This window comes from Neiella holothuriorum, assembly GCF_019457915.1.
In the GTDB taxonomy this organism is placed as follows: domain Bacteria; phylum Pseudomonadota; class Gammaproteobacteria; order Enterobacterales; family Neiellaceae; genus Neiella; species Neiella holothuriorum.
This window is the reverse complement of sequence record NZ_JAHZSS010000007.1, coordinates 84,336-103,003: the sequence shown is the minus strand read 5'-3', so window position 1 is coordinate 103,003 and position 18,668 is coordinate 84,336. Positions and strand designations below refer to the sequence as shown.

The following is an 18,668-nucleotide window of genomic DNA, read 5'->3' as shown; positions in this document are numbered from 1 at the left end:
GTGCGGCTGACCATAAAAAAAACCGGCTGATTGGCCGGTTTTTTTATGGCTGACATTTATCGCTTGGGGGAGGGTAAGCCGGTTTTTTGTTCGGTTTTATCCAACACGGTGCCATGTTGTTGTTGCAGGCTCGCCACTAAACGTTGCCAAGCCGAGCAAGCGCCGAATTGTTCGGTAATGGCGTCAATTTGAGCAGGCGTTAAGCCCACCGACATAGCTGGCACGCTGTTGTCACCAAGTTGTTTGACGTGATTTTGCATGCCAACAAAGCGATCAATTTGACGTTGGCAAACCTGTTCACTATCCGTTTCAACGGCATAGGCATAATTGCCAACGGCTAGCAGTGCGCTGGCGATAAGCAATCGGCATCGAATTTCACGTAAAAACATTTTCAATCTCAAAAATTTTCTTAGATTTATAACAAATTTGACAATGAGTTAGGGTTAAATGCAACTATCCTATTAGGATTATGATGAGTCGTTGACAAAAAAGGATAGATTCGTGAAAAAACTCTTGTATATCGTTGCTGGTGTAGTCGCAGCGCTGGTGCTAGCTGTCGTTGTGTTTACCGCAGTATTTGACCCGAATGATTACAAAGATGAAATTAGTGGCGCGGTGAAAGATGCTACTGGCCGCGACTTAGTGATTGCTGGCGATATCGGTTGGAATTTATTTCCTAACTTTGGCCTCGGCTTGGCTGATGTAACCTTTTCAAACCCTGCCGGTTTTGCCGAGCCCATTATGGCCTCGCTGAAAAAGTTAGATGTGTCAGTTGCCTTGTTGCCGCTTATTGGCGGTAATTTAGAAGTCAGCCACATTGCGGTGGATGAACTGAGCGTAAAACTCACCACTTTGCCGGATGGTACCGACAACTTGGCCGATTTAACCTCAGCCAGCAGTGCCGATAAGCCTGTTGAGACGCAGCCAGCCGATAGCTCCTCGTCAAAAGGCAGCTTAGCGAGTGTGAAGCTAGGCGCTATTGCCATCACTAACATTTCGTTGGCAGTTGATAACCAGCAAACAATGTCACAGCAGCAAGTGACGTTGAACTACTTCAAATTGAACCAATTCGTGCCTGGTGAGCGTTCTGAAGCGGCATTGATGGCTGAAGTTAAAAGTGATGACACCGACATTTCTATTGCCATCGAGTCCGCAATTACCATTGCTGAGGCATTTGATCTCATCGAGCTGCATGAACTGGCGTTACAAGCCGACATCAAAGGGCCGTCGATTCCAAATGGCGAACTCAACAAGAAAATTAGCGGTCATGGGCTGATTGATTTAGCTGGCCCTAGCGTGGACTTGAAAGACATTCAAATTGAAGTGGGCAGCTTGACGGGCAGTGGCTGGTTCAAGTTCCAACAACAAGCGGTGCCGGACATTCAAATGGCATTGGCATTTGATACCTTGAATGTGGATGAGTTTACACCGGTAAGCAATGGCGAATCGCCAGAGGAAGCGAAAAAAACACCGGGTGATCCGGACGCGGAACCAGATTTAAGCGCTTTAAAAAGTGTCAATTTTGATGGTGACTTGAGCTTTAATAAAGTGCTTGTTGCCGGCCTGACGGTGACCAACGTAAAACTACACGCCAACCTAAAAGATGGTGTGTTGGATGCGAACCCAATTCACCTTGATTTATACGATGGCACAGCCGATGCCAGAGCGGTTTTAAATGCTCAGCAGCCTGTGGGTTCATATCGAAGTGAGTTCAAATTGAACTCGGTGCAAGCTTTGCCACTGCTAACTGACTTGGCCGAGCTCACGATGGTGTCAGGCAACGCCAATTTTGATATGGATATTCGCGGCACTGGTTTATCGACTAATAAATTAAAAACGGCGAGCACCGGTAACGGTAATTTTGCGTTTAAAGACGGCGCCCTAGAAGGCGTAAATATTGCCCAGATGATTCGCTCGGCCAAAGCCATGCTGAAAGGTGAGAAGGCGAGCGAAGAGGTGAAGAAAACCGATTTTTCTGCATTGACCGGTAGCTTCTCTCTAGCCAAAGGTGTGGTTAATAATCCGGACCTAAAACTCGCTTCTCCGCTGCTTCGTGTCGATGGTAAAGGCGATATGGACGTTGTGGCCAGCACGCTTGATTATGCTGCGAGTGTTGAAATGGTAGCGACGTCAAAAGGTCAGGGCGGTTCTGAGTCAGATGATTTGGCTGGTTTGACCGTGCCCCTGAAAGTTAGCGGGCCATTAGATGATCTCGATTATGGCATTGACATGAGTGCCGCATTGAAAGGTGAGTACGAAGAGAAGCTTGAACAAGAGAAAGAAAAAGGCCTGAAAAAATTGTCAGATAAGCTTGGCGGATTTTTAGGCGGTAATAAGGACGATAAGAACTAATAAATCCCCTTGCAACCAAAGCGGTGATTAAGTAATAATGCTCGCCGCTTTTATGGTGGTCCCTCGGGTCCTCTCGCATTGATAGCTTGTGAACCTGGTCAGATCCGGAAGGAAGCAGCCACAGCAAGTGACTCGAGTGCCGGGATGTGGCTGGTGGGACCGCCACCCTTGATGTTTGCATCAAAAGATTGCATAAATTGCAAAGAAGTTTGCAAATTTGCACACTAAGTCTGCATAGACTACGTTTTGTTGTAGGTTTACAACAAAACGGTGGCCTAAGCATGTACGACCAAACCAAAAAATCCTCTCATGTCCACAACATCTGCAAGTTCATGAGCTTGAAGAATGATGCTGTTGTGCGCACTCTATCAATCCTCGAATTTGATTTTTGCTTCCACCTTGAATACGACCCTGAGGTAGCCTCCTACCAGTCGCAGCCCGACGGATTCAAATACCGCTTCAACAACCGCCTTTGTCGCTATACGCCAGATTTTCTTGTGGAAGATGGCAACTCTGAAGCTGCTTTCTTTGAGGTGAAACATTCAAGTCAGATCCTCAAGCCTGATTTTCGTGCGAGATTTGCCGAAAAACAGCGTATTTCGCTAAGTGAGTATGGCAAGCGCTTGATTCTCGTTACTGAGAAACAGATCCGCTTAGACCCTGTTATTGGCAACCTTAAGTTGTTGCACCGCTACTCAGGCCTTCAAACAATAACTGCGCTACAAAAAGCGGTATTAAAGTTTGTGCAAAAACACCAGCAAGTGACCTTGTTGGACGTTGCACTATCTCTAGGTACTTCTGAACGCGAAACACTAATTTCAGCATTGTCATGGATTTCTAACGGCACACTAAAAACCAACGTTCGCAACACTGCGTTCGGCTTAGATAGCGTCGTGTGGAGTTAAGTTGATATGGGCGATGGCAGTATGTTTGGCTTCATTGACGAGATGGAAGCCAGCGAACAGCAATTTGATGCGCAACCAGAGTTAACATCGAATGATATCGCCCCACCTCCTCAGCTTACTGAACCTGCCTTTGATTCAGTTTCCCCAAGTCTGCAACAGGAAGCCATGCGGAGGCAGAAAATCATTCAATTTGTCGCAAAGCGTCTTGAAGGAGGCTGGACCGAAAAAAATATCAAACCAGTATTAGAGCTTATTGAAGAGCAATTGGAGGTATCTCCACCAAGTTGGCGAACGCTTGTGAATTGGAAAAAGCTTTACTTTGAATCAGGTAAATCAGTTGATTCACTAGTCCCCAAGCATCGCTCCAAGGGATGCCGTCAAATGGTGCGCGATTCACAATGGCTGGTTGATGAGGCAATTGAAAAGAAGTACCTGACCAAAGAAAGAGTCTCTATTGCTGCGACTTACCGTTATTACAAGAGTCGAGTCATAATTGAAAACCGCTCGATTGTTGAGGGGAAAGTCAAACCTCTTAGCCAACGTGCGTTTTACCAGCGGGTGAATAGTCTTCCTCCGTATGATGTTGCTGTAGCAAGGTTTGGTAAGCGTTATGCGGATCGAGAGTTTAGAACCGTTGGCCAGCAAATTCCTGCAACTAAACCAATGGAGTACGTTGAAATTGACCATACTCCAGTTCCTGTAATTCTTATTGATGATGAGCTGGATGTTTCTCTCGGACGGCCTTACCTGACGATGCTCTATGATCGCTTCAGTAAGTGTATTGTTGGTCTGAGCGTTAATTTCAGAGAGCCTAGTTATGACTCAGTCCGGAAAGCTCTGCTCAATACCTTGCTTGATAAGTCGTGGCTGCGAAAAAAATATCCGTCAATAAAAAATGAGTGGCCTTGCTGCGGTAAAATTGATTACTTAATTGTTGATAATGGCGCTGAATTTTGGAGTGCTAGCCTTGAAGAATCACTTAAACCCTTAGTGACTGACATTCACTACAGCCAAGCAGCAAAACCTTGGCGCAAAACCGGCATTGAAAAACTATTTGATCAACTCAACAAGGGGCTCATCAATGAAATGCCGGGTAAAACGTTCACCAACCCTACGCAGCTCGAAGATTACGACCCCAAAAAAGAGTCAGTGATTCGAATCTCAACGTTTATGGAGCTTGTTCACAAATGGGTTGTCGATCATTACCACATGTCGCCAGATGCTCGAGGCCGCGGAATTCCTTACCATAGTTGGAAAAGCTCTGAGTGGCCTCCAATTACATACAGTCGTCAAGATGCTGACCGTTTGCGTGTGGAGTTGGGAGTGCTTAGCACGCGGACTGTTAGGCAAAACGGCATCAATATACATGGGCTGCGCTATCAGTCGGATGAGTTAAATAACTACCGAAAATACACGCCGGCTTCAAACGGCTACATTGAGGTGAAAACTAAGACCGACCCATCTGATATTGGTGCGATTTATGTCTACCTGGAGCAAGAGGAGCGCTATATCAAAGTTCCTGCTGTAGATGTCACTGGTTACACCAAAGGACTATCTCTTTTTGAGCACAAGGTCATTCAAAAAGTGCGCCGAACGAATACTCAGGCTTTGGTTGATGAAGAGAGTTTGGCTGATACTCAACTCTATCTTGAGCAACGACTTCAACAAGAAACAGACCGGCTCGCTCAACTGCAACAGAAAAAGACGTCACGAATCAAAACCGGGCACACATCCAAGCTAGCCAAAATCCGTGATGTTGGCAGTGATGGGCCAACAACCATCATCTCCAAACCCATGAACAAGACTGTGGTTCCCCGAGAGGAGCTTTCGAGTTTATCCGATGATGATCTTGGTGACATTGAGGGTTATTAACATTGAAAAATCTTACCCTCCCACAACGTGAGCAGTTATCTGTATTTGCCAACTGCTACATTGAGCACCCTCAAATAACCGAAATATATGACATATTTGATCAGCTTAGGTTTCAACATTCACTTGGAGCCGAGGCCGAATCGTTTCTTTTAACTGGAGAGGCTGGCTCAGGAAAGTCCGCGCTAATAGCCAATTACTTATCTCGCTTTGAAGTCTCCGCAGGCTCATTCGCAGCGCAGCCGGTTTTGTCGACTCGAGTTCCTAGTAAAGTTTCTGAACGTAACTCTTTAATGCAATTGCTCGTCGACTTAGGGCAAAATTCTGGTTCGCGCCCGATTCGAAATCGAAGCGAAGTAGCGCTCGCTAAAGGTCTCGTAACTCAGCTCAAACGTAAATCGGTAGAGTTAATCATCGTCAATGAAGTTCAGGAATTAGTTGAGTATTCATCTCCTCAACAGAGACAGGAGATCGCCAATACATTTAAGTACATTAGTGAAGAGGCCTGCGTATCTTTTGTACTTGCTGGGATGCCGTATGCGGAAATTTTAGCCGAAGAGCCCCAATGGAATTCCCGCTTAACCTGGCGGCGAGAGTTGGAGTACTTTAAATTGATACGCACGATAAGAGAGTCAGGAAAAATCGAGTATCGAATCGATACCGAGAAAAAGCGCCACTTTGCAATGTTTGTAGCTGGTTTGGCATCAAGGATGGGCTTTGAGGATAAGCCAAACCTAACAAGCAATGACGTTCTTTATCCGCTATTTGCAATGTCGAAAGGCGAACCGCGAGCTTTAAAAAACTTCCTGCAATATGCCTTGATGCTGAGCCTTCAACAAGATGCTCCACTCGATAAAGGCGTACTTGCCAAAGCATTTGAGCAAAAGTTTAAGCAAGATGAAAATCCCTTTACCATGCCGTTCGATGCTATCGACTTGAGCCAAATTCAAGTCAGTTCAAGCTATAACACCACAGCAACTAACGATGAGGACAAACTTCTCAAACCTCGGTTTAGTGACCATCTACCTTTGAGTATGCTGCTTAGCAAAAAGCCACTTAAAGCTTAGTCTGATTGTTTTACCAAATCTTCGAGTAACTTGGTTTGTTGTTCAGTGCTTAATTTTGCAATTGCACAGGCTATTTCAGCGCTTAGGTCATCATCGCAAAAAAAGTAATTGAGCGGCACATTGAGCTCTTGTGCCATTCGCCGCAACGTTCCTATGTCGGGCATATGTCGCCCTTTTTCGTAGTGGTTCATGCGGCCACTCGCTGAGCTCTCCTCCATGCCAATTTTTACCCCAAGTTCCTTTTGCGTGATCTTGGCTTTTTTACGGGCGGCTTTGAGCCTCGCTGGGATCGGGTTTTCGTTGAGCACTTATTCATCATCAAACAACCGTAGGTAACTTAGATTGTCTAAGTTTTGCTGATTTCTGTATACTTAGCAATCCTAAGTTTTGTCAAGGTGTCTGACGTTAGTGAAAGCTGTCCCAAAAATTAATGCCATCATGTTTAAGCTGCTGATTGAAAAGGAGATGAATAATTTTACGGTTGTTGAATTGAGGAATGCAGCATTAGACGCGAACTTGTTACCGCAAGACCCTAATGAGGCAAGAAAGAAAATATACCGGCAAATTTTGAACTTTCAGCGTAAAGGTTGGTTGAATACTACAGAGGTTGATGGTTCCAAGCGTTATGTCGTTTCAGACGAATTTCTTGCGCAATCGTTTGCTTCGCACAAAGCCAAATATCAGCAGCCTAAAACAAGTCGCCTCATTCAGAATGATGATAAAAAGGTATTGTGTGAAGAGTTGAGCTGCCACAAAGGCGAGCTTGAGATAACGCTGGGTGAAATCCAAGAATACCAATCCCTTATCGCTCGCTTTCCAAGTCTAGGCGTATCACTAAGTAAATTACTGTACGAAGCACAAATTCGCTCCGCAAATTTGTTAGGTAAAGTAAAAGCTGTCACTGCCACCATCGACTCGCTGAGGAGTGAAACCAAGTGCTAAGAGGCTGGCAGCAAGAGTGTGCACAACTCGTAGAACACAAATACTTCTCTGACGAAGCTCATTTCTTCCTGCAGGCAACGCCTGGCAGCGGTAAAACCTTCCTTGCCGCAGAAGTTGCTAAGCGACTGCTCCAAAGTCGTCAAATTGATTTAGTGCTTTGTTTTGCGCCAGCTAAAGAAGTCTGCAATGGCATCACAGCAACATTCTCAAAACATCTCGGTTGCAGCTTTGATGGCGGGCTTGGCTCGATAGGAAAATGCCTAACATATCAGGCTATACAGTTCCTTTCAGACAGCTTCTGGCAGACGTTATCGCGTTACCGAGTATTCGTGGTTTTTGATGAAATCCATCATTGCTCAACGGGGTCGCCACAGGCCAACATGTGGGGGCAAATGATCATGAGGCGAGTGCAAAGCCTTGCAAGTTACACGCTTGCCATGTCTGGCACGCCATGGCGCTCAGACGAGCTTCCTATTGCGTTGGCAAAATATACCAACCCAGAAGGTAAACTTGTGGTTGATTACCAATACGGCCTTACACAAGCCGTTGCGGATGGTGTATGCCGCATTCCTAAAATTGTGCTAGTGGATAATCAGGTTGAAAGTCGCTCGCAAAACGACGGTGTTAAGCACTTTTCCAGCCTGCAGCAGATGCTTAAAGAAACCAAGCACTCATACCGTAGCGTTGTTGAGGAGCCTACAGCGCTAAAACACTTGCTAAAACTGGCGTGCCGTAAGCTGTCTGCAATACGTCAACAGTCCCCAAATGCAGGCGGACTTGTGGTGGCATCGTCAGTGGCTCACGCGAATGAAATTGCTCAGCTGCTCAAGTGCGAATTTGACCAGTCAGTTTGCATCGTCACCTATCAAAAAGAGCGCCCACATCAGCAAATCGAATCGTTTCGTCACAACAATCTGCAATGGATTGTTAGCGTTGGCATGATTAGCGAAGGCACTGACATTCCACGCCTACAAGTCTGCTGCCATGTTAGTACGGTACGAACAGAGCTCTATTTCAGGCAAGTTCTAGGGCGAATCCTTCGAGTGAATCAAGCGCCCAACCAAGAAGCGTGGCTATTTACCTTTGCTGAGCGCCGTTTAGTTGAATACGCGCAGCGAGTCCAAGACGACATCCCAGAAAGTTGCTCATTGGTGACCGTTGAGCCTCAAAACAAAACCTTGCCTGATATTGCGCTAATAGACTGCGAGCATCAATCAGTGCAAGCCTTGCCCCCGCAAAGCTTGGGTACCGGCGTGCTCAGCTTTAGCGAACTGACACTTCCTGCCAACAACCTAAATTTTGACACACTAAGTTTCGGCCACTTTCATCATCGCGTGATTAAAGTCTTTCAGGAGCATGGGAACTTAGCATAACTTCTCTCTCTGCGATGAGAGCGCATGATTGGCTAATACTGATAAAGCTGAGTATTCAAGTTAATCACTCTAGCTTGCTGAATTAGCCGAATAAAATGGTTAAATCTGGCCTTAATCACAACCATTAAGTGTCATGCGTGTGTTATCAACTAGTGCGTTTATGGACAAAAGTTTGTTAGCCCTGGCTCTCTATGCCTGGTGGTGTTGATGAGAAAATGTATGGGTAACATGCACTCTGAGAAACCATATAGAGCTGATTAAATTAAATATTACTTAGTAGCACGTTGCTATGCATTGCTGCCATCGGGGAGCTTAAGTTCTAGCTTAGAATTGAATTCTTTTGGAGTGGTTATTACTGCAATATCGTTTAGATTACCAATATCCAGAATATATGGACTAGAGTCAGTCCGATTGATATCAACCTTCACTCGGTACTCTCGCTGCTGTGAAAACAAGCTCCGCTTTTGATATCCAAGCTTATCTCCGGGCATGCTCCCATGAAACTCATCTTCATTGAAATAATCAACTAAACCAAGATTACCTTTTAAGTTGATCTTTTCGATTGCTGATCTACAGCGTGCAATAAACTGTGAAGCATTCGTGATAACAACACAGAACTTGCCCAACCCAAAGCATGACTCATGAAGCTCAAGCGTTCGTTTGAAATCAGATATTGTTTCTGACGATACTGTTTCGTGCCCTCGACTATTTAGTGAGTAAATGCAGAAGACATTATGATCCAAAAGATTATTCCCGTGTATAACTATAGGTGCGGCCAAGTCAGAAGCCGGAATAGTATGCTCACCCAACCTGATTTCACCTAGTTTGTCTGGCTGGTATAAGGCAACTACCCCCTCATACTCATCGCCCCGTAACTCCCCTGATTCGTCTTTATACTCTTTAAAAGAGCGAATGGTATTCATGAACAATTTTCCGTTCACAAAATCTTCAGCATAATCTCTATTTTCAAATAATTTTACGAAAGCGAATATCTTAGACACTTTTTCTCCATAGAATGTATAACATGACAGATCATAGAGCTTCTCTATTCAGTGACTATCTGAAAAGTGATGGAAAGCAAATTCTTCATTGGTATTGTGAAGTACAGCCAAACACCTCTGTTCAAAATGATAGTTACCCAAGAGCCTCATCTAAGCCAACTAATGCTGAAACAATATCTGTAACAGTACCTCGATCAAACTCGGCCCGATCAAACTCTTCATGAGTTCCTTTGTTCAAATATCGCCACTCCCGACTCCCGCGGTTAATACCGAGCAAAGTATCAATGGGATCATAAATCGCGTTTTTGTTTGGATCAGTAAACTCTGCTCGGCCGATCTTACTTCTGAGCTGCTCAGTTAAATTTCTCAACGCAATTGGTTCGGTAGAAGAGCGTAACTTTATACTTAGATTCCCGTCCCCGTGCCTGTGTACGTATTTCCAGATCTTATCTTTGGTTAGGGCTTCAAGTGCCTGACGGGACTTTGCTAACGCTTCTCTCACCTCATTTCGTTCTATATGGGTTGTTGCTGCCAAGATGTAGTTTCTTGGTGCACAGTTATAATCTACTCGTATATGCTGCTCACCTAACCTCGGTAAGAAACTCAGTAATTTAGATTCTCGAATGTCTGCGACCGAAAGCAAGTTCTGAATATCTTTAAAGAATTCCTCTCCATGACAGGTCAACACAACTTGCTTGGCCATGAAAAAATGATCTGCAAACAAGGTTCGTCTAATTGACTCGCGGTGATCATCGTCAATCGCATTTACAGGATCGTCAAAGATAAGTAAAGGAGCTTGCTCCTTCAGGTTTTTGGCCAACAAAATGGCTAACCCCAAACAACGTACATGCCCCTCACTCAGGACGTGTAGAGCATCGAAAAATTGCTCAGGTTTGCTTTGAAAAGCTATTCTTAGTCTTTGATTTTGAGCCAATGGAAGCTTCACATCTGCCAATAACTCACTTTGAACGTCATTCCGATTGAACGAGTTATACAATCGGACAACCTGCTCACCCAAATCAGCTACTAGCTGTGCTGGCAGACTATTACTGTAGCTTGTTAGCTTCTGAACAAATGCTGCGTATGCAGCAACAATTTCCTGATTCTTTACAATGACAGCCTTTTCAGCTTCTACACTCTCAATTAATTGAGCATTATCTATCTGAAAATTATCAATAACCCTTTGAGATGCAAGTGTGTTATTCGTCACTGTTTGCATTTGAGTCTCTAATACCGTCACCTGACGTGCTAAGTCACGCAACCGGTTTAGTTCATTTTGTTTTTCGCCTTTGAGTCTTAACGCTTCTTCTGCTTTTTTATCACTTGCTTCAAGCTGCTCAACTTGACTAACTAAGTGCTGCCAGGCCGTATAATTATCTGGCAACTGCCTCAACAGCGAATCCCACCACGTTAATTCGGGCTGTGCATTCACAATCTCAAATGGCTTTAAAGGGTTACCCTGAGAGAAGAACTTCAAGCAGGTGTTGAGTGTTTGTGAAATATTAAACAAATTTTGTAGTACAGATTGTTTAAGTTGAATCACGCCCTGCTGAAGTGCTGCCAAATCCTGCAATTTAGTTAACTCTTGTCCTGCATGCATATACGGGTTTACCACAACTTGCTGCAATGGTGTTTTACAAGCAGGACATGCATCTGAACTACTCTGCTGGACTTGAACTACCGCTTCATAAAGCTGTTTAAATGAGACCTGATGACTAGAATCAACTAATTTTTGTTGCTTTATCCTTAACTCGGAAATCATGGAGGCCGCTTCATTTCCCATAGCCTCTATAGCTCCCTTGCTTAGGCCACTTTTAAGCGGTGTTGGGTGTTGTAATTCAACCTCTAACTGCTGTATTAGTCCAGGAGTGTGATCATTCCCGCTAAGCTCCACTTTCATTTGCTCAAAGCTGGTGCCTGCTCTGAAACTATTAGCTAACCTCTGTTCTTCCTCGGCAATTCGATGTAACTCGGCGGAACTTGATTGAATCTGTTGTTGCGCTCCCTGAAGGCTTTGCTGTTTTTGTGCAAGCAAAAGAGCCTCCTTACCTTGTAAGTCTATGTATTGACTGCTAATTTCTGAGGTAAAGTTGCGTGTAAAACTGGTAAATGACTCTAGGCCAAATAACGTTGCAATTAACTCAGTTTGTCTCGCGGGCGCTTGCGCAGCTATTCTTGAAAAGCTATCAATGCGGTTTTTCTCGACAAAACAAAATCGATATGCTGACTCATTCGCTGTGACGCTAATATCGCTCCCTTGCTCATCTTCTGACACTACCACAGGGGCAGTAAAAGCATTAACGTGAGCATTTTTTAAGTATTCGTTTTGATCACGAAAACGCTTGCTTTCCGCTTCAGCTACGTTACCCAGCAATGCATACTCCAGCGCCTCACAAAAGCTTGATTTGCCAGTTCCATTGGGGCCATAGACCAGTACTAGACGGCTGTTTAGGTCAAACTCTTCCTGTTGTGCAAAACCTCTGAATGGACCGACAGTCATAGTTTTTAATCGTGATAGCTGTATCTCTGGTGCAGCACTGTCGTCTGGAATTGGTGGAATATGAGTTGGAGCCCCTTCCCAGTTAGCATGGGATAGGTCAACCATTTTTCTTATACGCTGTCCCTGATGAGTACTTAAAGGAGTTAATTCCTCTAAATGATATGACACAATGTTCGCTATTCTACGCACAGAGTCCGTCGTACTTGGCCCCTGAAGGGTTTGCATGAATCGAAGATATTCAGCCCTAATCATAATAATTCCTTTTATATCGTCACTTGGCTAGTCATCAACACAGGGAACACCCAGCCTTCGGAGTTCGGCTATTTTTTGATTTTATGCCGTATTTTAGTGGGCTAGAGCGAATGAAAATTCGCCAAGCTGAAATACTGAAGCATTTCTAAACTTGGCGAATACAGAGTTACTACCTAATTTTTACAGCCATTTTTGTCACAGGTAATTCTTTGTGATGACGGTGTCCAATGAGCCGAGTGCTTCTTTGTGTCAACCCCACAACCTGTCTTTCCTCCTTTGGCCCCCTTGTGAACAACTCCTGTAGGTGTATGTTTAACAGCCATGTTTACTCCTTGTCTTAACATTACTTGGTTATAAAACCTGACCTCCAACGTTATCCAAAGCTACTCTCAGCCCGCCACTCATAAAGAGACTTGGGTCAATAAATTAGAAATAACTTATATTAATGTCATTACCTAAATTTGGATGAGACGTCCTTTAAGGCGTCAATGTTGCACAATGGCCTAACTCACTTCGGGGCATAAACTAGTTAGAGATACTTGCCAGATCTGCTCTAGCCTTGAGCCGAAGAGTGACGGATTACGTCCAGACTAATCCAGTTTTATTTGATACATGTCACGGTGTTAACAAATGGACTTACTTCGGCTGGCAACTAGGGCAAAATACAACACACTAAAACTTAGATTAACTAAGTTTTGGTGTGTTATGGAAAACCGCAATCTCACCTTCTACCCTGATGAGTCGCTGGAAAGCTGCTTGCTACGCCTTTGCCAGCATCAAGGCTATGAGCGCTTTACTCACTTTGCCGAAGAGTGTCTTTGTCGCTTTCTGGAACAGAACGAGGCTGTTTCGGGGGCATTACCCAAAGAACTAGAGCGCATCAATGTCTATCATGCCCAAAGCAGTCACCAACTGCGTGTTAGAGTCCTGCGCCAACTAGAAACGGATTTGCAGTTAGAGCCTTTTTCCATTCTCAAGTTGGCTTTGACACGCTCGGATACTCATCTCTCGCCAGACCAACGTGCAGTTCACCGAATGGGCGTTGATTTCCCACTAGCAATGCTCCGCATGAATAACACTCCTGTATGCCCTCAATGCCTTCGTCATAGAGCCTATATTCGACAGCGCTGGGAGTTACTTCCGTACACAGCCTGTCATTTTCATGGGAGAGAGCTGCTGCACCAATGCCCAGAATGTGGCAAAAGTTGTGACTTTAAATACTCGGAGGATATAACTCATTGCGATTGTGGTTTTGACTTTCGCAATGCGCAAACGAAGCCGGCAAATGAGGCTAGCCTGTGGCTATCAACCATATTGGTGGTAACCAAAGCAGAGGGGTATTGCTTGAGCGATTTAGACATCTCGGCAAGGTTCGGCTTCTTGTCATGGTTTCTTCGTTCCCGAGCTGAATCTGATATCGATATTCAATGGTTTTATAATTATTGCCGTGAATGGCCTGAAAATTTCAAAGTTGAACTCAAAGACGCGATGGCTAAAGCGGATCAAACACGGATGAAGCCCTGGCAACAAACTTCGCTCGATGATGTCTTGGGCACAACCTTACGCGATTGTTCGCGGTTACCGTATCGAGATTTCAAACGTAATATTGTGCTTAGTGCTTTGTTTGAAGGGCTACTTTCTGCAGTGTCGGTGCCAACCTCGAAGACTGGTGGTCTTGGCGACGTTTTGGTGAGTGTACTTGATGCAGCTGCGTTGCTGTCTTGCTCGACCAACCGAATCTATCTACTGTATGAACAGGGTGAAGTTAAGCTTGCAACCCGAGTTAGTCTGCATAGCAAGCTGCCCTCATATCAGCCCGCTTTTACACTTAGTTCGATCGTCGATACGAGGCTCGCCTTGTTGGGGACTGCTTTCAATAGTTCCGCTAATGATTGCGCCCAAGGTGGATTATGAAGCAATTACGAGAGCTCACCAAAATTGAGCCTGTGACAAAGCAGCAAGAGGTTATCAAGCGGGCATTCATGCTGTATACCGAGCCTGTGGATGTTACCGGAGACGAATTAAGTGCGCTGGTAATTCTACTCAACCTGTCGCTAAGCAAACCGGTTTGCAACGACTATTTAGACGTTAAACGTGCCAAAAGTTACTTTGAGCACGAGAGCTTCTTTGACATTGCTCTTGGCGAGTTGGTATGGGCGCATACTCACAACCTTAAATATCCAGATTCGCGAGTGTATGGGCAGCGTATTATTACTGAGCATGCCAATCCTCCAGAACTTGGCTGGGCACACAATTCGGGGTGCTACCGCCACACTATCTGGTTGTTCAATACATTTTTGTGGGAAGGAAGAGAAACTTCCTTGATGGAGGAAGTGCGGCAGAGGGCCCGTGCATGGCTTTGGGCTCTCAAAAAACTGGGCTTAAACAAAGATCGGTTAGAAAAACTAACGGAAACAGTTCGAGAAAGTATAAGAATTCCATCGTACCCAGATGAAGTAAGCCCATACTCGCCTCAGGTTCAATTCCCTTATCAGCAGGGTTATGTTTCTGTCACACCTGTTGTTAGCCATGCCCAGCAAGTTCAAGCGGAACGAGCAAGTCGCATGCAAACAGACCATCGCTTTGTGAGTTCGGAACTGCCACATCCTGCAAGCGTTAGCAATCTCAGCGCCAGTATTGGTGGTAATCACAGGCAACTTTTCTCGCCGCTCCAGACGAAGCATAAGCCCCAACATGGCCTGTTGCAAAGCCGAAAGAACCGCGCCAAGTATTTTGATGATTATCAGCTAACCAATCGGAGAATTTGCAACGTATTAGCTCATTTGTGCGGTTATGAACCTGCACTTACCCGCCAAGACTATCACCGAGCCCGCAATAGTCAGGTCAAAGTTTTACGCAAGTATTTGGCGCTGTGGTTACTTCCAATGATTGAATTGAGGGACCAATACGAAGAGACAACGGTTGATGCAGAGGAACTTACTCCCATTGCTAAGGAGTTTATTCAGCTACCTACCGATGAGATCACCAGGCTTGGCAAAGCACTGAGCCAGCAGGCTCACTTAACTTTGCAGAACAATAAATATTCCAAACGATTTGCGTTTCATGGTCGATTGATCCAGCCCATTCGAACTCAAATCAATTGGATTTTGAAACAGTTTCAAAAAACGTTGTCAACGGAGTTGCCATCCACTGAACAGTATATTTATCTAACCGAAATGCGAGCAGAAGATTGTAATGCACAAAGCAGCCCTTCTGTGGTTGGCCTGCCAAGTTTGACAGCATTTTGGGGCTTTATGCATCAGTTTGAACGAGGCATGAGGGCAAGCCTTAAAGAGAGTGAACCGCTAAGCTTCATAAGTTTCGCTTTGGTCGTGCGCTCAGAACGTCTTTTTAATGCTGCAAACTTGGCCGAGCCGAAAAGCGTTGCAAAAAAACGAGTGGTTTCGGCGGCCAAGCGACCTACCACTAGATGCAATTGGCGATCTGATTTAGAGTTCGATCTTGTTATCAAAGTCCATACAAATATCGACTTAGCGGCGCGATATCAAAGTCTTCAGGCGAACCTTCCTTTAACGCTGGCCGGGGGAACTGTCTTTCCGCCTGAACTTAAAAAAAACACATCATGGCTTCGAAGTTTTAGCTGCCGGTCGGAGCTGTTTTTTCTTCTTAAGGGTATCGATTGCAGTGCAAGTTGGGTTTACCCGGCAGGGTTTCATACGGATTCGTTTTACGAACTGTTAAACGAGTTAGAGCAAGATGAGTCTTTCATCGCAACGGCGCCTGGTTATCAACATATGCATACGCCCTGCGAGCGAAGCGGGAGCGTTTCTTCGATGCATTCTTACGCAGATAACTTGCTGGGAATCGCGAAGGCGTTGAATCCCATTGAAGTGCGATTACTTGGCCAACCTCACTTTTTTAGCAGCGCTTTTTGGCGCATGAGGTCAAGTCATGAGTCTATTCTTATAGAAAAGGATCAGGACTAAGCTTCTATGGAATTGTGCTCTCAGCTGAATTATTGTCGCTCGCTCTCTCCGGGTAAGGCATATTTTTATTATCTCGTTGATGACAAAGAACAGCCTATCGGTGTCGATCGAACTCGTATTAGAGCGCCAAAAGCTGGTTTTGCAGAGGGTTTTGAATCCAAAGGCATGAAACCTAAGGATACGGCACCGCAAGCTCTGGCCTATTCGAACCCGCAGTTCATTGAAGAGTGTTACGTGCCGCCAAGGGTTTCTGAGATTTATTGTGACTTTTCACTGCGTATCAATGCTAATTCCCTGAAGCCCAACGTGTGTGCTCTTGATGAAACAAGACAAACCTTAACTGCTCTCGCTGAGCTATATAAACAGCGCGGAGGCTACGCCCAAATAGCCAAGAGGATTGCGAAGAACATACTCATGGGAACATGGCTGTGGCGTAATCGCACCTGCCGCTCACTAGATATTAAGGTTTTGACGAACGACGACCGAGTCATAACAATCTCAAACGCATATAGCCTCCAATGGGCAAGCTCTTGGAAGGGTGAAGCACAAGACGCGCTAGAAAACCTAAAAGCATTTATCGAAAAAGGTCTCACTGATCCGAACTCTCTCTATTACCTCGATGTAAACGCCAAACTCACAGTGGGTGGCGGTGACGAAATTTATCCTAGTCAAGAGTTCGTTGATTCAAAGCATGATGGTGTGCCCTCAAGACAGTTGGCAAAGACCCTGCTCAACGGGCAAGAAACCGTTGCCTTTCATGCGCAAAAGGTGGGCGCAGCATTGCAAATGATTGATGATTGGTGGCAACCAAATGCAGATAAGCGATTGAGAGTCAATGAGTATGGATCTGATAGAGAATATGTGATTGCCCGCAGGCACCCTAAGAATGGGAATGATTTTTACCAGCTTGTCGGACGTACCGAGCACTGGATTGAACGACTAGAGCAGGGAAAAGAAATCCCAAACGAAGTGCACTTCATCATGGCTGTTTTGATCAAAGCTGGTGTATTCAACGGAGCATCTAAGGGTAAGAAATGAGTAGTCGCTATGGCTTTGTTGTTGAGTTTGTTCCTGAGTCTGCCGATTGCAACTTGCTTGCAGGCCGGTGCATCAAAACGTTGCATGGTTTCTTGAGCTCGAATGAAAACGCAGCAAACTCCATTGGTGTTGCATTCCCGCTCTGGGGGATTCAGTCGGTTGGCAAAGCCATCGCTTTTGTCGGTCCATCAGAGAAAGAACTAGTCGGTCTAAGCTACCAGCCGTATTTCTCGATGATGAAGCAGGAAGGGCTTTTCAATGTGTCTAGCGTGCAAGTGTTACCAGAACAGTTGCCTAAAGTACGCTTTGTGAGAAACCAGACTATTGCTAAAACCTTTGTTGCATCTAAACGAAGACGAATGAGCAGGGCTATTGAGCGAAGTGGCTGCGATAACTATATACCTCAAGCTTCAGAAGAACGTGAGTTTGACTTTTTTCACCGCATACCAATCGAAAGTAAATGCTCACAACAAGAGTTTGTTTTGCATGTGCAAAAGCAGGATGCTCGTGAGGTGAATGCAGCTGGTTTCAACTCCTATGGTCTAGCAACCAATCAGCGTTGGCAAGGAAGCGTGCCGAATATCGATTTACCCCTTTTTTCTTAAGTTGCAATATTTATCTTTTAAATCAGGCGCTTAATTAACCCTATAAATTGTTGGTTTTCTAATTACCTGATCAGGAAACACCTTGTAATTCATGCGTTTGCTGACTAATTTTAATAGTGACCTGTCGCATAGGCAGCTAAAAAGATCAACCCTTGTAGTAGCTCAAGGCGCTGAGTGTGACCTGTCGCATAGGCAGCTAAAAAGAGTTCAATGGCAATACTGACACACATGCCATCGTGACCTGTCGCATAGGCAGCTAAAAAGATAGCGAGCACAAACACACTTGCATGTAGTAAGTGACCTGCCGCATAGGCAGCTAAAAATAGATCAGGAAGAAAGCAACCAAACCTGCTGAGCAAGCAGAAAACAAGAACCCACTAATTTGGTTGGGTTTCTTTTTTAGGGCTGTTGCTTTGTGCAAGTTTAAGTTTGGGAGCTCTAGGTTCTTCTCTTGTGAGTAGCTAGTCCGCCCGAATTTTTCCGCTATACATCTTCATCGGACAATGAAATTCATATTCTCCCTTTGCAAGGGGCGGTAATGTTAAGCTCACCGACTTGTTCAACGGAAGCTCAATAGAAAAATCTGCTGCCGGAATAACAATAGAGCTTGCACATGGGGATGGATCTTTACGATGAAAAGTGAGTTGAGATTGTTGCATCGCATTAATTTGAATAAAAGCTGGTGTGTATACCCCATTCTCGACGGTAATAACTAGATTACTTTGTAATTTAACAGCGGGCTTAGGACGATAAAGCCAGAACCACCAAACGATTAGTAAGATGATAGCAAGCCCGATAATATTGATGGTGGTCATGC

The 18,668-nt window shown here is 44.9% G+C and carries 16 protein-coding genes and 1 other RNA gene; 11 read left to right on the top strand and 6 right to left on the bottom strand.

Going from position 1 to position 18,668, the window contains the following annotated elements; translation table 11 throughout:
* Positions 1-56: 56 nt before the first annotated feature.
* Positions 57-389: a hypothetical protein gene (locus tag K0504_RS07895; protein WP_220103638.1), complete on the bottom strand. Its 333-nt coding sequence runs from the start codon at positions 387-389 to the stop codon at positions 57-59.
* 112 nt (positions 390-501) lie between these two features.
* On the opposite strand from K0504_RS07895, the gene K0504_RS07890 reads away from it, so the two are divergent.
* From K0504_RS07890 to K0504_RS07870, 5 genes are all read left to right on the top strand, one after another.
* Positions 502-2,352, top strand: coding sequence for an AsmA family protein (locus K0504_RS07890; protein ID WP_220103637.1), 1,851 nt, complete (start codon positions 502-504; stop codon positions 2,350-2,352).
* A gap of 62 nt (positions 2,353-2,414) precedes the next feature.
* An RNA gene (ffs, locus tag K0504_RS07885) (signal recognition particle sRNA small type) lies at positions 2,415-2,511 on the top strand.
* Positions 2,512-2,633: 122 nt separating this feature from the next.
* Positions 2,634-3,257 (top strand): TnsA endonuclease N-terminal domain-containing protein, encoded by a 624-nt coding sequence (locus K0504_RS07880; RefSeq protein ID WP_220103636.1) that lies wholly within the window; start codon positions 2,634-2,636, stop codon positions 3,255-3,257.
* Positions 3,258-3,263: 6 nt separating this feature from the next.
* Positions 3,264-5,129 carry a Mu transposase C-terminal domain-containing protein gene (locus tag K0504_RS07875; protein WP_220103635.1) on the top strand — a complete coding sequence of 622 codons (1,866 nt, stop codon included), beginning with the start codon at positions 3,264-3,266 and terminating at the stop codon, positions 5,127-5,129.
* A gap of 2 nt (positions 5,130-5,131) precedes the next feature.
* Complete coding sequence (locus K0504_RS07870; RefSeq protein WP_220103634.1) at positions 5,132-6,193, top strand: TniB family NTP-binding protein; 1,062 nt, start codon at positions 5,132-5,134, stop codon at positions 6,191-6,193.
* Here K0504_RS07870 and K0504_RS07865 read toward each other — a convergent pair.
* Positions 6,190-6,501, bottom strand: a complete 312-nt coding sequence (locus tag K0504_RS07865; RefSeq protein WP_220103633.1) for a helix-turn-helix domain-containing protein — start codon at positions 6,499-6,501, stop codon at positions 6,190-6,192. The two genes, K0504_RS07870 and K0504_RS07865, sit on opposite strands and share 4 nt — an antisense overlap.
* Before the next feature lie 100 nt (positions 6,502-6,601).
* Between K0504_RS07865 and K0504_RS07860 the strand changes: the two genes are divergently transcribed.
* A complete protein-coding gene (locus K0504_RS07860) occupies positions 6,602-7,135 on the top strand; it encodes a hypothetical protein (protein ID WP_220103632.1) in 534 nt (177 codons plus the stop codon).
* The gene (locus K0504_RS18550; RefSeq protein WP_220103631.1) at positions 7,129-8,508 is read left to right on the top strand and encodes a DEAD/DEAH box helicase; all 1,380 of its coding nucleotides are present in this window, start codon (positions 7,129-7,131) and stop codon (positions 8,506-8,508) included. The genes K0504_RS07860 and K0504_RS18550 overlap by 7 nt, the downstream gene beginning before the upstream one ends.
* A 287-nt stretch (positions 8,509-8,795) precedes the next feature.
* Here the strand turns inward: K0504_RS18550 and K0504_RS07850 are convergent, their stop codons facing one another.
* Entirely contained in the window at positions 8,796-9,509 is a 714-nt protein-coding gene (locus tag K0504_RS07850; RefSeq protein ID WP_220103630.1) for a hypothetical protein, read from the bottom strand.
* A 133-nt stretch (positions 9,510-9,642) separates the two neighbouring features.
* Positions 9,643-12,261, bottom strand: coding sequence for an ATP-binding protein (locus K0504_RS07845; RefSeq protein ID WP_220103629.1), 2,619 nt, complete (start codon positions 12,259-12,261; stop codon positions 9,643-9,645).
* Between the two features lie 705 nt (positions 12,262-12,966).
* On the opposite strand from K0504_RS07845, the gene K0504_RS07840 reads away from it, so the two are divergent.
* Genes K0504_RS07840 through cas6f form a run of 4 tightly spaced genes read left to right on the top strand, consistent with a single transcriptional unit; the run spans position 12,967 to position 17,851 of the window.
* Positions 12,967-14,175, top strand: a complete 1,209-nt coding sequence (locus K0504_RS07840; protein ID WP_220103628.1) for a TniQ family protein — start codon at positions 12,967-12,969, stop codon at positions 14,173-14,175.
* Positions 14,172-16,208 carry a type I-F CRISPR-associated protein Csy2 gene (locus K0504_RS07835; protein ID WP_220103627.1) on the top strand — a complete coding sequence of 679 codons (2,037 nt, stop codon included), beginning with the start codon at positions 14,172-14,174 and terminating at the stop codon, positions 16,206-16,208. The genes K0504_RS07840 and K0504_RS07835 overlap by 4 nt, the downstream gene beginning before the upstream one ends.
* 6 nt (positions 16,209-16,214) lie before the next feature.
* Complete coding sequence (gene csy3 / locus K0504_RS07830) at positions 16,215-17,246, top strand: type I-F CRISPR-associated protein Csy3 (RefSeq protein ID WP_220103626.1); 1,032 nt, start codon at positions 16,215-16,217, stop codon at positions 17,244-17,246.
* A complete protein-coding gene (cas6f, locus tag K0504_RS07825; protein ID WP_220103625.1) occupies positions 17,243-17,851 on the top strand; it encodes a type I-F CRISPR-associated endoribonuclease Cas6/Csy4 in 609 nt (202 codons plus the stop codon). Before csy3 ends, cas6f begins: the two co-directional genes overlap by 4 nt.
* A gap of 110 nt (positions 17,852-17,961) precedes the next feature.
* Here the strand turns inward: cas6f and K0504_RS18660 are convergent, their stop codons facing one another.
* Complete coding sequence (locus K0504_RS18660) at positions 17,962-18,126, bottom strand: hypothetical protein (protein WP_449867076.1); 165 nt, start codon at positions 18,124-18,126, stop codon at positions 17,962-17,964.
* 186 nt (positions 18,127-18,312) lie between these two features.
* The gene (locus K0504_RS07820) at positions 18,313-18,666 is read right to left on the bottom strand and encodes a cupredoxin domain-containing protein (RefSeq protein ID WP_220103624.1); all 354 of its coding nucleotides are present in this window, start codon (positions 18,664-18,666) and stop codon (positions 18,313-18,315) included.
* Between the last annotated feature and the right edge of the window lie 2 nt (positions 18,667-18,668).